The 14859-nt window shown below is 62.8% G+C and carries 10 protein-coding genes; 1 reads left to right on the plus strand and 9 read right to left on the minus strand.

The window, feature by feature from the left end:
• Positions 1-112 precede the first annotated feature (112 nt).
• The 6 genes from guaA to ACQCST_RS14835 all read right to left on the minus strand — a co-directional run bounded on the left by guaA (position 113) and on the right by ACQCST_RS14835 (position 6808).
• A complete protein-coding gene (guaA, locus tag ACQCST_RS14810) occupies positions 113-1702 on the minus strand; it encodes a glutamine-hydrolyzing GMP synthase (protein ID WP_426996505.1) in 1590 nt (529 codons plus the stop codon).
• Between the two features lie 101 nt (positions 1703-1803).
• Complete coding sequence (locus ACQCST_RS14815; protein WP_426996506.1) at positions 1804-2313, minus strand: DUF3817 domain-containing protein; 510 nt, start codon at positions 2311-2313, stop codon at positions 1804-1806.
• Positions 2310-3167 carry an SURF1 family protein gene (locus ACQCST_RS14820; RefSeq protein ID WP_426996507.1) on the minus strand — a complete coding sequence of 286 codons (858 nt, stop codon included), beginning with the start codon at positions 3165-3167 and terminating at the stop codon, positions 2310-2312. The genes ACQCST_RS14815 and ACQCST_RS14820 overlap by 4 nt, the downstream gene beginning before the upstream one ends.
• Positions 3168-3295: 128 nt before the next feature.
• A complete protein-coding gene (locus tag ACQCST_RS14825; RefSeq protein ID WP_426996508.1) occupies positions 3296-3784 on the minus strand; it encodes a PTS sugar transporter subunit IIA in 489 nt (162 codons plus the stop codon).
• Between the two features lie 46 nt (positions 3785-3830).
• Positions 3831-5582: a glycerol-3-phosphate dehydrogenase/oxidase gene (locus ACQCST_RS14830; RefSeq protein WP_426996509.1), complete on the minus strand. Its 1752-nt coding sequence runs from the start codon at positions 5580-5582 to the stop codon at positions 3831-3833.
• An 89-nt stretch (positions 5583-5671) separates the two neighbouring features.
• The gene (locus ACQCST_RS14835) at positions 5672-6808 is read right to left on the minus strand and encodes a GuaB3 family IMP dehydrogenase-related protein (protein WP_426996510.1); all 1137 of its coding nucleotides are present in this window, start codon (positions 6806-6808) and stop codon (positions 5672-5674) included.
• A 225-nt stretch (positions 6809-7033) separates the two neighbouring features.
• Between ACQCST_RS14835 and ACQCST_RS14840 the strand changes: the two genes are divergently transcribed.
• A complete protein-coding gene (locus ACQCST_RS14840; RefSeq protein ID WP_426996511.1) occupies positions 7034-8950 on the plus strand; it encodes a S8 family serine peptidase in 1917 nt (638 codons plus the stop codon).
• Positions 8951-9036: 86 nt separating this feature from the next.
• Here the strand turns inward: ACQCST_RS14840 and ACQCST_RS14845 are convergent, their stop codons facing one another.
• The 3 genes from ACQCST_RS14845 to ACQCST_RS14855 form a co-directional block, all read right to left on the minus strand.
• Positions 9037-10878, minus strand: coding sequence for an ABC transporter ATP-binding protein (locus ACQCST_RS14845; RefSeq protein ID WP_426996512.1), 1842 nt, complete (start codon positions 10876-10878; stop codon positions 9037-9039).
• Between the two features lie 52 nt (positions 10879-10930).
• The gene (gene guaB / locus ACQCST_RS14850; RefSeq protein WP_426996513.1) at positions 10931-12442 is read right to left on the minus strand and encodes an IMP dehydrogenase; all 1512 of its coding nucleotides are present in this window, start codon (positions 12440-12442) and stop codon (positions 10931-10933) included.
• A 204-nt stretch (positions 12443-12646) separates the two neighbouring features.
• Positions 12647-14710 (minus strand): acyltransferase family protein, encoded by a 2064-nt coding sequence (locus tag ACQCST_RS14855; RefSeq protein WP_426999195.1) that lies wholly within the window; start codon positions 14708-14710, stop codon positions 12647-12649.
• Positions 14711-14859: the final 149 nt, after the last annotated feature.

Genomic DNA, 14859 nt, shown 5'->3' on the forward strand with positions numbered 1-14859 from the left:
CGAAACGGTCCCCAGTGAGAGACCGCAACACTGGCTCAGTCCAAATTGCAGCTGATTTCAATCAAATAAGGCAAGTGGCCGGCCTCAACCAGGAGACCGGCCACTCAGAATGCTATTCCCACTCGATGGTTCCGGGTGGTTTGCTGGTGACGTCCAGAACCACGCGGTTGACCCCATCCACCTCGTTGGTAATCCTGTTGGAAATCCGGGCCAGCAGATCGTACGGAAGCCGGGACCAGTCCGCGGTCATCGCATCTTCAGAGGACACCGGACGGAGGACGATGGGGTGGCCATACGTGCGGCCGTCGCCCTGGACACCGACGCTGCGAACGTCCGCCAGAAGCACCACCGGCATTTGCCAGACCTCATTGTCCAGGCCTGCTGCCGTCAGTTCGGCCCGGGCAATTGCGTCTGCTTTGCGCAGCAGGTCCAGCCGCTCCTTTGTGACCTCGCCGACGATGCGGATACCGAGGCCCGGGCCGGGGAAGGGCTGGCGGCCGACGATCTCCTGCGGCAGGCCCAGCTGGGCGCCAACTGCACGGACTTCGTCCTTGAACAGTGCACGCAGTGGTTCCACGAGCTCGAATTGCAGGTCCTCCGGCAGCCCGCCAACATTGTGGTGGCTCTTGATGTTGGCCGCACCTTCGCCGCCGCCGGATTCCACAACGTCCGGGTACAGCGTGCCCTGCACCAGGAACTTGATCTTCTCGCCATCGGCAGCAGCCTCGGCAATGATGGCAAGCTCCGCTTCCTCAAACGCCCGGATGAATTCACGGCCGATGATTTTCCGCTTGGTCTCAGGATCGCTCACACCGGCAAGAGCAGTCTGGAAGCGCTCCTGCTCGTTCGCGACGTAAAGCTTGACGCCGGTGGCAGCCACGAAGTCGCGCTCTACCTGCTCGGCTTCGCCTTCACGCAGCAGTCCATGGTCAACGAACACGCACGTCAGCTGATCGCCGACCGCGCGCTGGACAAGGGCAGCGGCTACGGCGGAATCGACGCCGCCGGAGAGCCCACAAATCACCCTGGCATCGCCGATCTGCTTACGGATGCGGTCCACCTGTTCCTCAAGGATGTTGCCTGCAGTCCAGTTCGGCTCCAGCTTGGCCCCCTTGAAGAGGAAGTTCTCAAGAACCTGCTGGCCATAGTCGGAGTGCTTCACTTCGGGGTGCCATTGCACGCCGTAGAGGCACTTCTCTTCGTTGGCGAACGCCGCCACGGGTGCGCCGGCGGTAGATGCCAGCACGTCGAAGCCTTCGGGGGCTTCCTGGACGGAGTCGCCGTGGCTCATCCACGTGTTCTGGTGCTGGGGCAGGCCTGCCAGAATGGACCGCGCCTCGCCCACTGTGGTCGCTTCCGTGGCCCCGTACTCACGGAGGCCAGTCTGGGCCACGGTGCCGCCCAGGGCGTTGGCCATGGCCTGGAAGCCATAGCAGATGCCCAAGACGGGAATGCCGGCTTCGAAGAGCTCCGCGCCCACGCTCGGAGCCCCGTCCGCGTAAACGCTGGAGGGGCCGCCCGAAAGGATGATGGCGACGGGATTTTTGGCCAGGAGCTGCTCGGTGGTGAGGGTATGCGGAACCACTTCCGAATACACATTCGCTTCCCGGACGCGGCGGGCAATCAGCTGCGCGTACTGGGCACCGTAGTCAACAACCAGCACCGGCTTCTGGGAAGTCTGGGATGCAGTGGGAGTAGTCACCACCCCAGACTACTTGGCGGCGTTGCCCCGGCGCACCTCTAGGGGCCCTGCTGTGACGCAGGAGACTCTATCAGTCATCCAAGCGGGGGCTGGCCGACCCCTCAGTACCGCTGCGGCGCCTGCGGGTGGGCGGCCAGTTCGGCCTCCACATCGGCGTGGAATTTGCGCTCGACGATGAACGACAGGAACGGGATCACTCCACCCAGCGCGAGCAGTACGAGTTTGGTCAGCGGCCAGCGCATCAGCGACCACAAGCGGAAGTCGGAAACGAGATACACCACGTACATCCAGCCATGCACGATCAGGATGGTCACCGAGATGTTCACACCACCGATCACGCCGTTCGGCTCGGCATCCGCGAACCCCACGCCAAAGGGCTGGCCCGTCAGTGCATTTGTTCCGCTGGCAAACAAGTACTGTCCGAAGGCGTAGCGCGCAACAAGCTCGGCACACAGCAGCAGCAGCATGGCGCCCGTGAGGTAGGCCAGCACCCTGTAAAACTTCAGTGCCGAGCGGATCTGGGCTTCCGTTCCGCCGAACCGGCGCTTCTTCCCGGTGGTTCCGCCTCCGTTGGAGGGCTGTGGCTGGATGGCCGGTTTCGGTTCAATCATGGCTGTACCTTTTGTTGGTTCGGTTCGGCTTGTTGGGTCGGATTTGCGGACTGCTGGGTGACCGGGTGGCCGTTCTCGAGCTCGTCCTCGAGACTGCGGCGGTAGTCATCCTGGACCATGCGCCACCAGATGAAGAAAGCAAAGCCCGCGAAGACGACCCACTCCAAGGAGTAGAAGAGATTCAGCCAGTTAATCTGCTGCGCAGGCGGCTGGGGCCCGATCCGCAGCGGCTTCAACGGACTATCCGTTGCAGCAGCGCCGACGTCGGTAGTCCCCGAAATCTCAGCGGTGGCGGCAACGAATCCGGGATAGCTGCTGATGTTCCACACATTGATCAGCTCAGCCACAGATACGGCGGAGGCCCGCCCGGAACCAGGATCGATGTTGGGCAGCGGTGCTTCAGACGGCAGGAGCCTCCCTGCCAGTTCGATAGGGCCCGACGGCGGGATCCCGGCGTCCGCAGGATCCGCAACCCAGCCCCGCGCCACCGGAATCCACGTCTGCGGTGACGCTCCTGCCCCGCTCAGCGCAGGAGCCCCATCAACGGAGAAGGCGGAAATCACCCAGTAGCCCCGGACGCCGTCGTTCAGACGGCCCGGCACCAGCACCTGCGTTGCCGGATCATACGAACCTGTAACAGTCACCATCTGGTCTGCCACGGAGCCGTGGAAAAAATCGCCGGGTTCAAGGACGCCGATGAGGGGCCGCAGTTCTTCAGTGCCAGTATTTACGGCGACTTCCGGCTGGGTTGAGCGGCCAAACTGCCATTGGCTCAACAGTACAAACACCCCCGAAATCACGATCGCAAAGACAAGGCCTGCGATCCATCGGGGTTTAAGGGCAGTTTTCCACACCCGTTAACCGTACTTCGTCTGTCTGTAGAACAACGAAACGGGGCCCAGGCCGACCTCGAAAGGGCCTGCCTAGAGTGGGGCAGCAGGGTCCCTACGTGGCGACGGAGTCGACACGAAAGGGCCTGCCCCTAGTGGTCGAAGAACACCAGGCTGGAGTTGATAAGTTCCGCGATCACTTCCGGGTCATAGGCGCGGCGCAGGGATTCACGGAAGGACTCCTTCGACAGCGAGCGCGCAAGCGTGGCCAGCACTTCCAAGTGATCCGAGAATGAGCTGGCGGGTGTGGCAATGAGCAGAATGACGGTTGCGGGTCCGTCAGCGGCACCGAAGTCCAGTGCAGAGCCGTACTTGGTGATACCCACCGCGATGGATGTCCGCGAGACAAATTCGCTGCGGGCATGCGGCAGCCCGATACCTCCCGGCAATCCAGTGGCCAGCTGGTGCTCGCGTGCGTTGACGTGCTCCAGGAAGCCGGCCAGATCCGTCACCCGACCGGCAGCAAAGAGCCGTTCGGCAAGCTGCGCCGCGGCGTCCGACTTATCCGATGCGTCCAATTCCAGAATCACCATCTCGGGCGTGGTGAGTTCGGCATCGTACCGGTCAAGTGGTTCGGCCAAGGCGTGTCCCTTCAATGAGGCGAGCAGTTGGGCTGCAGGGGCCGGTTCAGCGCAGCGGGACGATGTCCTCCACGCCCATACGTGCGGCATCGGCAGATTCGTCATCCGGCTGCTGCTGGCTGAGCCTTTCGGCTTCCACCCGTGCAAGGTAGTGCTTGATTTCGCTGTCCCGCTGCACATCGCTCCAGCCGAGGATTTCTCCCATCAGTTTAGCGACTACCGGCGCCGCGGACACACCGCGATCCCAGGACTCGATCGAAATACGGGTCCTGCGGGTAAGCACGTCCTGCACGTGCCGGGCACCTTCGTGGGTCGTGGCGTAGACGGCCTCGGCCTGCAAATAGTCATCCGCGCCCGGCAGCGGTTGCGCCAGTTCCGGTTTATTGCCTATGAGCTCCAGCACCTCCGCTGTCATGGATCCGTACCGGTTCAGCAGGTGCTCCACCCGGGCCACGTGCACGCCGGACTCCTCGGCCGTCCTGTTTCGACGGTTCCAGGCTGCCTTGAAACCACTGGCTCCGAGGAGCGGAATGGTTTCCGTGCAGCTGGGCGGGACACGCTCGTCCATGCTGCGGGTGGCTTCGTCCACGGCATCCTGGGCCATCACCCTGTACGTGGTCCATTTACCGCCGGCCACAACCACCAGTCCCGGCACCGGGTGTGCCACCACATGCTCACGGGACAGCTTGGCCGTTGAGTCATTTTCACCGGCCAGCAGCGGCCGGAGTCCTGCGTAGACGCCTTCAACGTCTTCCCTGGTCAGCGGCCGTTTGAGCACCTTGTTCACGTGCTCAAGAATGTAGTCGATGTCCTTACTCGAGGCGGCAGGGTGGGCCTTGTCCAGCTTCCAGTCGGTATCGGTGGTGCCAATAATCCAGTGCCGCCCCCACGGGATAACAAACAGCACCGACTTCTCGGTTTTCAAGATGAGGCCTACCGTTGACTGGAAACGGTCCCGCGGAACCACCAGGTGAATGCCCTTGGATGCGCGGACCTTCAGCTGGCCCCGGTCCGTGACCATGGCCTGGGTCTCATCTGTCCATACACCGGTTGCATTGATGACCTGCCTGGCCCGGATATTGAACCGCGAGCCGTCCTCGTGGTTGATGACCTTTGCACCCACCACCCGTTCCCCTTCCCGCAGGAAGTCTACGACTGACACCTGGTTCACGGCATGCGCGCCGTAGTGCGCGGCGGTACGTACCAGATTCGCAACATACTTGGCGTCGTCAACCTGTCCGTCGTAGTAGCGGATCGAGCCCACAAAGGCGTCGTCCTTCAGGCTGGGGGCGGCCCGCAGGGTTGCACGCCGGGACAGGTGCTTGTGGAACGGCACTCCCCTGCTGTGCCCGCCGGAGATGGACATGAGGTCGTACAAGGCAATGCCCGCCCCGACGTAGGGCCGCTCCAGGAACGGCCGGGTCAGAGGATAGAGGAAAGGAACCGGGCGTGCGAGATGCGGGGCAAGCTCCGAGAGCAGGAGCCCTCGTTCCTGCAGCGCTTCCTTGACGAGCGCGAAGTCCAGCATCTCAAGGTATCGCAGGCCGCCGTGGATGAGCTTGGAGGACCGCGACGAGGTACCCGCGGCCCAGTCATTGGCCTCAACAATGCCAACGCTCAGACCGCGTGTTATTGCGTCCAAAGCGGCGCCGGTTCCGACGATTCCGCCGCCGACAATGAGGATGTCCAGCTCCTGGCCCGGGGCGTCGGTGGCTTTGAGCGCTTCAAGCGAAGCCTCCCTGGCCTCCGGCCCCAACACACCGCCGCTTGTGCCAGAACCTCCCGGAAATGCAAACATCGCCCGCCTCCATCCACATAGAACGTCATGGTCCAGCCGTAGGTCACCAGACTACTTGCTTGGACTGCGGATGGGCAGGGCCCTGTTGATCAGTTCCCGGAGTAGGGCGACACCACGACGTCGACCCGCTGGAATTCCTTCAGGTCCGAATATCCGGTCGTGGCCATGGAACGGCGAAGCGCACCGATCAGGTTGGATGTTCCGTTGGTGTGGTGCCCCGGGCCGAAGAGCACTTCCTCAAGGGGGCCCACAGTGCCCACGTTGGCCCGGTCGCCGCGCGGAAGTTCCAGGTGGTGTGCCTCCTGGCCCCAGTGCCAGCCCTTTCCAGGAGCTTCTTCGGCGCGGGCCAAAGCGCTGCCCAACATCACGGCGTCGGCACCCATGGCAATCGCCTTCACGATGTCGCCGGAAGAGCCCATACCGCCGTCGGCAATAACGTGGACGTAGCGTCCGCCGGACTCATCCATGTAGTCGCGGCGGGCTGCGGCGACGTCGGAAATCGCAGATGCCATGGGTGAATGGATTCCCAGGGCGCGGCGGGTTGTGCTGCTGGCGCCTCCGCCAAAGCCCACCAGGACGCCGGCCGCACCGGTGCGCATCAGGTGCAGGGCAGGCGTGTAGCCGGCAGCTCCGCCGACAATCACCGGAACGTCCAGTTCGTAAATAAACTGTTTGAGGTTCAGCGGCTCATGGTCCTTGGACACGTGCTCGGCGGAGACGGTGGTTCCGCGGATCACAAAAATATCGACGCCGGCAGCCAGCACAGTCTTGTAGTGCTCCTGGGTGCGCTGCGGCGTCAGGGAACCGGCCACGGTGACACCGGCGGCGCGGATTTCAGCAAGCCTGGAGGTGATCAGTTCGGGCTGGATGGGGGCCCGGTAGAGCTCCTGCATCCGCCGGGTCACAGCCGGGCTGTTGGTCTCGTCGTCGAGCGCCCCGATCTCGTCAAGGACAGACTGCGGGTCCTCGTACCGGGTCCAGAGGCCTTCAAGGTCAAGGACCCCCAGTCCGCCGAGGCGGCCCAACGCAATGGCGGTCTCGGGGGACATCGCAGAGTCCATCGGTGCGGCGATGACCGGCATGTCGAACTTGTAGGCATCTATCTGCCATGAGACGGATACGTCCTTGGGATCACGCGTACGACGGTTGGGGACGATCGCGATGTCATCCAGGGAGTAGGCACGACGCCCACGTTTGCCACGGCCAATCTCAATCTCGTAAGTCACGTGACCACTTTACTTGACCGCGCAGGGTATAGCGCAGGCGACTGTCCATGGTGACAGGTAACCGATAGCCAAGACTTCTTTGACCAGTTTTGTCAAGTATTTACAAGAAGTGAAAATACGTTTATGTTTACTCTCGGTCAACAGCTGATATGTCCTTTTGGCCGCCCATCACACACCCCAAATCACGGGGACACAGCGTTGTGCCCCCTGAGAGAAAGCAGAGCCATGAGAATCGGTTCAACCAGGGCGCCCCGCGTCCTCGCCCTATCGCTGGCGGCCGCCGTCGGCGCCATGGCCCTTGCGGCTTCACCAGTTTTCGCTGCTCCGGGCGACACCGATGATGCCGGCAGCCCAGAGGGCAGCGGGGCTGCCTTTGTGCAGAACATTGCCGCCGGCGAGTCCTACGCCAAATTCATCGTCACGTACAAACAAAGCCCGTCGAACTCCACTGCAAACGGTCGAGCCAACGCATGGGGCACGGCAGCGCGGCAGCAGGGTGTCTCGGTGCACGAGATCCGCACCCTGGCCACCGGCGGCACCCTCATCGCTGCAGACAAGGAACTGTCCGGCCAAGCGGCGAAGGATTTCATGATCCAGCTCGCCGCTTCAGGAGCTGTGGAATCCGTGGAACCCGATTCGCGGATGACTGTGGCGCTGAGCCCCAATGATCCCCGCTACGGCGAGCAATGGGACTTCACTGCCGCCAACGGCATGCGTGTTCCGGGCGCGTGGGACGTCGCAACCGGCACTGGTGCGACCGTGGCCGTGATCGACACCGGAATCACCTCACACGCAGATCTCAACAGCAATGTTCTCCCGGGATACGACTTCGTCTCCGATGCTGCAGCAGCCCGCGACGGCGACGGCCGCGATTCCAATCCCCAGGACCAGGGTGACTGGTACCTTGCCGGCGAGTGTGGCCAGCCTGCGGCCTCCAATTCATCCTGGCACGGCACACACGTGGCCGGAACGGTGGCTGCTGTCACCGGCAATGCCACCGGCGTGGCCGGCGTAGCACCCAACGCCAAGGTTGTTCCCGTTCGCGTGCTGGCAAAGTGCGGCGGTTCATTGTCCGACATTTCCGACGCCATCATCTGGGCAGCCGGCGGCACAGTCAGCGGCGTTCCGGCCAACGCCAATCCGGCGCAGGTCATCAACATGAGCCTGGGCGGCAGCGGCGCCTGCGGCACTACCTACCAGGCAGCGATTGACTCCGCTGTGGCGCGGGGAACCACTGTTGTTGTGGCGGCAGGCAACAGCAATCAGGACGCTTCCGGATTCCGTCCCGCCAATTGCAACGGCGTGGTCAGTGTGGCCGCCAGCAACCCGAGCGGCAGCCTTTCCTACTACTCAAACTACGGCGCTTCCGTGGATCTGACCGCTCCGGGAGGCGACGTCCGGGTGGCAGGCGGGGGGATCCTCTCGACCATCAACACAGGCACAACGGTCCCCGGCGCCGCAGGCTATGCCAGCTACCAGGGCACCTCCATGGCTTCACCACACGTCGCCGGCCTGGTGGCATTGATGAAGTCCAAGTCCCCGGCGCTCAGCCCGGCCCAGGTCGAATCAACGCTTAAGCTTGGTACCCGCGCCATGCCGGGGGGCTGCACCACCGGCTGTGGTGCCGGACTCTCCGATGCCTCCATGACCATGGGTCTGCTGGGCGGAAGCACCCCGCCTCCTTCCGGGAATCTGCTGCTCAACCCCGGGTTTGAGGAGGGCGCCGTCGCCTGGACGTCCAACAAAGCGGACATCTTTGAGACCGGCACCAATGCCCGCACCGGTTCCCGTTTCGCAGGCCTGAACGGCTGGGGCCAGTCCACCAGCTACAACCTGGACCAGACCTTCACCGTCCCGTCCGGCATTTCCGGCGCGTCCCTGGCCTTCTACTTGCAGGTCCAGTCCGACGAAACCACTGCGAGTTCGGCCTACGACACCCTCAAGGTCCAGGTCATCAGCGGTGGCGTCACCACCACTCTGGCGACGTATTCCAACCTGAATGAGTCCTCCTCCTACGGACAGAAACAGCTGGATCTTTCCGCGTTCAAAGGCCAAAGCGTGACCCTGCGTTTCCTCGGTGTTGAGGATTCCTCGCTGCCGACCTACTTCTACATCGATGACACCTCTGTGACCACGAACTAGCTCAGAACGGCCCAGGGCCGCTTGAACGGTGCTGCTCCGCACCGGTCAAGCGGTCAAGGGCCGTTCCCGGCGTCACGCCCACCGGCTCAGACATCCTCGTCTTCGTCGACGCCCAATTGCGATTCGAACATCCTGAAGTACCGCCCCCGGAGTGCCACCAACTCATGGTGGGTGCCCTGTTCCACCAATTGACCATCCTCCAGCATGTAGACGATGTCCGCCTTTTCGATGGTGGCGAGACGGTGGCTGATGGCGATGATGGTGCTGCTGCGGTCGGCGAAGAGCCGGGTGAAAATCCGGTGCTCGGCGAGGGCATCGATGGCAGAGGTCGGCTCGTCCATCACCATAAAACTCGCATTCCGGTAAAAATTACGGGCCATTGCCAGGCGCTGCCACTGGCCGCCGGACAGGCCGCTCCCCTTCCGTCCGCGCGGATCCTCCATCCAATTGCTGACATGGTTGTCCAGGCCGTTGGGGAGTTTGATGATGAACTCCAGAGCCTCGGCGTCGGAAGCGGCATCGCGGATCCGGCCATCATTCCTCGGCGAATCCACGTCGCCGAAGAAGATGTTTTCCGCGGCGGTGGCGAACTCGTACTTCAGGAACTCCTGGCTCAGCACCGCAATGTGCCGGTGCCAGGACTTGACGTCGACGGCGGCGAGGTCAACGCCGTCGAGCAATACCTGGCCCGAATCCGGTGTGTAGAGGCCCGCCAGAATGCGGATCAGCGTGGATTTTCCCGCACCGTTTTCACCGACGATGGCAATGTGCTGCCCTTCCCTGATGGTTATGGAGATGCCCCGGATGACCTCGATGTCACTTCCGGTATAGGTGAAGCGGACATCGCGCAGTTCCACCGTGGCGGGTGCCTGGAGCAACGGTGGCGCGTTTTCGGAATGCACAGGCATGGCCATGAACAGCTCATAGTCCGTGAGGTTCGCCAGATCCTCGTCGATGGAGCTCAGTGATGAAACCAGGCTGTTGGCCGTGGACAGAGCACGGCTGACTATCTGCTGGACGTACAGGAACTGCCCCACCGGCTGGGCCCGGGCGATGATCTGGCCCACTACCCAGATCAGCGAGACCACCTGTGCGCCATATTGCAGCGCATCGGCGGCAAGCTGCATGGGAATGTAGCGTTTCTGGAAGTCGAGCCTCCGGCGCTCATCTGCATCACGGAGCCGCGAACGCAGGTCCATCAGGTATCCCACTATGCCGTACAGGCGCATCTCGGCGATGTGCTGAGGCCGCAGCAGGTTGGTTTCGATCATCCGGCGCTGCCGCCGCGAATCCACTTGTGTATTCCAGTGCGCAATCTGCTCGCGCGAGAGCTTGAACTGCAGGTAGACGCTGGGAACGATGGCAACGAGGACAATCACCGCGATCCACCAGCTGACCAGCAATAGCGCACCGATGGCGAGGATAACGGAGACAAGCTGTGTGAAAATGGCGGCGATCCGGTCCAGCACCCGGGCATACGAATCCGAAAACCTCTTGGCGCGGTCATAGAGATCCACTGTTTCTTTGTCGTCGTAGCGCCAGAACTCCAGAGCGAGGAATCGCTCATACATCATGTCGCCCACGATCGCGCCGACCTTGAAGCTCATCAGCTGCTGGATAAACCGATCCACACTGCTGAAAGCACCCCAGAACAGGCCCAGCGCAGCCGTGATGATTACATATACGATTGCCTGCTGTCCGGCTTGCCCGTCGCCGGAATAGGCAGCGGCCAGTGCCGTTGTGGTCAGTGCAGCGAAGTACGTGGTCACCAACGGCAGCAGCGCGGAGATCAGCGAGCCGGCCACCTTCATGACCACAGCAGCCGGTGACGCCCGGAAACTTACCCGCAGGACCTGGGCGACTGCCCTCGCGTAGGGGCGCAGCGCAAGCTTTCGCTTCGGTTCCCGCGCCGGCCTCAATTCAGACATGCAGCCAGCCTAGTACCGCGGCCGGGCCGTGCTAATTAGTGCGAACAGCCAATCAGCGCGAACCGTAGTTCGGAGCCTCCACCGTCATCTGGATGTCGTGCGGGTGTGATTCCTTGAGACCGGCGGCGGTGATGCGGACGAACTTGCCGCGGGCCTTCAGCTCCGGGATGGTGGGAGAACCGACATAGAACATGGTCTGGCGGAGCCCGCCCACCAGCTGGTAGGCCACAGAGGCCAGTGGGCCGCGGTATGCCACCCGGCCTTCGATGCCTTCCGGGATGAGCTTGTCATCACCGGAAACATCCGCCTGGAAGTAGCGGTCCTTGGAATAAGAAGTGTTCTTGCCTCGGGACTGCATGGCCCCCAGCGAGCCCATCCCCCGGTAGCTCTTGAACTGCTTGCCGTTGACAAAGATCAACTCACCAGGAGACTCATCGCAACCGGCCAGCAGCGAGCCGAGCATCACAGTATCCGCACCGGCGACAAGCGCCTTGCCGATGTCGCCCGAATACTGCAGACCGCCGTCGGCGATCAATGGAACGCCGGCAGGAATGGCGGCCTTCGCGGACTCATAGATGGCCGTGATCTGGGGAACGCCCACGCCCGCCACCACGCGGGTGGTGCAGATGGACCCCGGGCCCACACCCACTTTGATGCCGTCCGCACCGGCGTCGATGAGCGCCTGCGCGCCTTCGCGGGTGGCGGCCTGTCCGCCGATGATGTCAACGTGTGCGGCCACGGGATCCGACTTCAGGCGGCGGATCATGTCCAGCACCCCCTGCGAGTGGCCATTCGCCGTGTCAACGAAGAGTGCGTCCACGCCCGCGTCGATCAGGGCCATGGCCCGCTCCCAGCCGTCGCCGAAGAAGCCAATGGCTGCACCCACACGGAGACGGCCTTCGTCGTCCTTGGTGGCGAGCGGGTACTGCTCGGCCTTGGTGAAATCCTTGGTGGTGATGAGGCCCTTGAGCCGGCCCTGCCCGTCCACGAGCGGCAGCTTTTCGATCTTGTTGGTGGCCAGCTTGTGCGAGGCCTCTTCGCGGCTGATGCCGACGTGGCCGGTGATCAGCGGCATTTTGGTCATCACGTCGCTGACGAGGCGGTGCGGGAATTCCGCTTCCAGAATGAAGCGGGTGTCCCGGTTGGTGACAATGCCGAGCAGCCGGCCGCCGTCGTCCACGACCGGAAGTCCGGACACACGATACTGGGCGCACAGCTCATCCAGTTCCTGCAGGTTTGCCTCGGGACCAATGGTCAGCGGGTTGGTGATCATGCCCGATTCGCTGCGCTTGACCCGGTCCACCTGATCGGCCTGGTCGGCAATGGACAGGTTGCGGTGGATCACGCCGAGACCACCCTGGCGGGCCATGGCGATGGCCATCCGCGATTCCGTCACGGTATCCATCGCGGCGGACAGCAGCGGGGTGTGCACGCTGATGCGCTTGGAGACACGCGAGGAGGTGTCGGCGTCGGACGGGATGACGTCCGTGTGGCCGGGGAGCAGCAGGACGTCGTCGTACGTCAGGCCAATGAAGCCAAAAGGATCGTGTTCGGGCTGGGTCATGAGTGCGCCTCTTACCTTGGTTACGGGTTCACGGGTAGGGGTTGCAGCTGATGACCAGCCCGTTATTACGGGACTGGCCTGTGCAGAAGTTGGTGCTGAAGTGTTGGATAAATACTAGAACCTCCACGGCGATCCCCATATTCCGCGGAGCCAATGTGAGGAATGGCACGCGCCCCTTGCCCGCCGGTGCATTCGCGGGGGGCACTATTTCCAGCCCGTAGCGGCCAGAAGGCGCTGCTCGAACATGGGAATCATGCTTTCCACATACGTCTTGGTGAGGTGGTTGTCGTCCTTGTAAACGTAGACGTTACCGACCACCGCAGGGCAGACTCCCTCAGCACAGATGAAGTCACTCATGTCCATAAGGTGTAGTCCAACGACTTTCTCCTGGTAGTCATCCAGCGGCGACGGCTCAGCAAGTGATTCGTTCAACGGATGGTTGCACTCCGGCGCATCGGCCCCGTTTTTCTGCACACATTCAGGCATGTTGCTGCTGAACCGCGGGTTGTCCCTGATGCCAACGACGTCCATGCCGGCCTCCGTGAACTGTTTGATGCCGTCCAGATAGCCCGGGACCGCGGTTTCGAACGGGACCTCCTTGTGCGTCAGTGAAGCCACTGTGAAAACAGCGTCCGGCTGGTGTTCCAAAACATAGGCGGCGCTGGCAAGGTTGAAGTCGTTGCACACCGCGTCACGTTCCGCGGACTCTGCGCCGAAGCGGCAGTCGCCGCGTAGCAACGTTATGATTTCCCAGCCATGCTCTTTGGCGATGGGGCCCAGCGCCGCCATGTACTGCTGCGCGTGGGAGTCCCCCAGCACCACAATGCTTTTGGTGACGGCCTCCGGCGTCGAGTTCTGCAGGCAGCCTGCCAGCAAAGGATCGCCGGGCACATTCTGGCCCGTACAAAGTCCGTCGATGTCCGCCCATTCGTTTTTCATGGCCGCAGGGACAGGAATGACCTTTGCCTGCGGAGTGGATTTGCCGGCGTTTTCCGGCGCCAGCGCGGCGGCCCCCGGCGTGAGTTCGCGGGGCTGGGCCACAGCGGCGGCCTCCTCCGCCGTCAGGTAGGACTGCCACACAGCCACCGGTCCGGCAAGGATTGCACCGCAGGCAACGATAACGACGGCGGTGCGCCAGGCCCGCATTTCCGGCCAGCACCATTCGCGGAGGGGTTTCTCGACGAACCTGGTGGTGAGCACGGCGGCCACGACCGAAGCCGCAACAAGTGCGAGGCCCTGGAGCAGGTTGGGAGCGGTGATACCCGTAGCCGAGAGTGCGAGCACCAGGAGGGGCCAGTGCCACAGGTAGAGGGCATAGGAGTTATCGCCAAGCGAAACCAGAGGTTTCCAGCTCAGCAGCCGGTCAACGCCGAATCTGCTGCCGCTTTGGCCGGCCACGATCATTGCAGCGGCCGCAAGGGTCGGCCAGAGAGCAATGAAACCGGGGAAGGACCTGTCAACTGTCAGCACCAGCCCGCACGAAACCATGGCTGCCAGCCCGGCCCAGCCCAGGACAATACGCAGGACCTTCCCCGGCTTCAGGTAGGGCATAACGAGCGCGAGGAGCGAGCCCAGTGCGAACTCCCAGAGCCTTGCCCGGGTGTCAAAGTACGCATAGGCCTGGTTGGTGGCGGTCTGGTCGATGGAGTACAGCAGCGAGGCTGTAAAGATCGCTGCGAACGCCGCCGTCAGCAGCATCCGGTAGTTGACATCTGCCCAGCGGCCCGGCAGCCGACGAAGCAATCGCCACAGGATGGCGGTGGCGGCGAACACGAGAGGCCAGAGGATGAATACCTGGCCTTGGATTGAAAGCGACCAGAAATGCTGCAGGGGGCTCGCCCCGGAGTGGTCCTGCGCATAGTAGTCCACGGCGGTGTCAGCCAGCAGCCAGTTCTGCCGGTAAAGGAGCGAGGCCCAGGTCTGTTCCAGAATGTCCGGCCAGCGGCTCTGCGGGATGATAAGCCAGGTGCCCGCAAGGACACCCAGAATGACCACGACGGCGGCGGGCAGCAGGCGCTTGAAAAGGTGCAGCCAGTGCTGGATAAGCCGCAGGGGTCTGCCGCTGTCAACTTTCCGCACAAAGGAAAGGGTCAGCAGGAACGCCGAAATGAGCAGGAAGATGTCCACGCCGCCGGACACCCGGCCGAGCCACACATGGTAGGTGACAACCATCAGGACCGCGAGCGCGCGGAGGCCTTGGATTTCGGGGCGGAATTTTGATTTCCGGCTCGTTGGACCCGTTCCGCGCCCACGGCGCGGTGAGGATATGGTTCTCGCTATCGACACAAAGACCTCTCAAAGCGGTTTTCCAAAGCATCTATGTTAACGATCCGTAATGTTCAGCACCAATCCAGCTTTCCGCCCGGCCGTGAAACTCTGCGCCGGGCGGCCGTGATCATCCACCGTTCCGCAGAGGC

This window comes from Pseudarthrobacter sp. N5, assembly GCF_050157035.1.
GTDB lineage: Bacteria > Actinomycetota > Actinomycetes > Actinomycetales > Micrococcaceae > Arthrobacter.

Excerpts from the sequence above, each read along its gene's own strand:
- ACQCST_RS14815 (WP_426996506.1), bottom strand. The coding sequence starts at position 2,313 with ATGATTGAACCGAAACCGGCCATCCAGCCACAGCCCTCCAACGGAGGC.
- guaB (WP_426996513.1), bottom strand. The coding sequence starts at position 12,442 with ATGACCCAGCCCGAACACGATCCTTTTGGCTTCATTGGCCTGACGTAC.
- ACQCST_RS14830 (WP_426996509.1), bottom strand. The coding sequence starts at position 5,582 with ATGTTTGCATTTCCGGGAGGTTCTGGCACAAGCGGCGGTGTGTTGGGG.
- ACQCST_RS14845 (WP_426996512.1), bottom strand. The coding sequence starts at position 10,878 with ATGTCTGAATTGAGGCCGGCGCGGGAACCGAAGCGAAAGCTTGCGCTG.
- ACQCST_RS14840 (WP_426996511.1), top strand. The coding sequence starts at position 7,034 with ATGAGAATCGGTTCAACCAGGGCGCCCCGCGTCCTCGCCCTATCGCTG.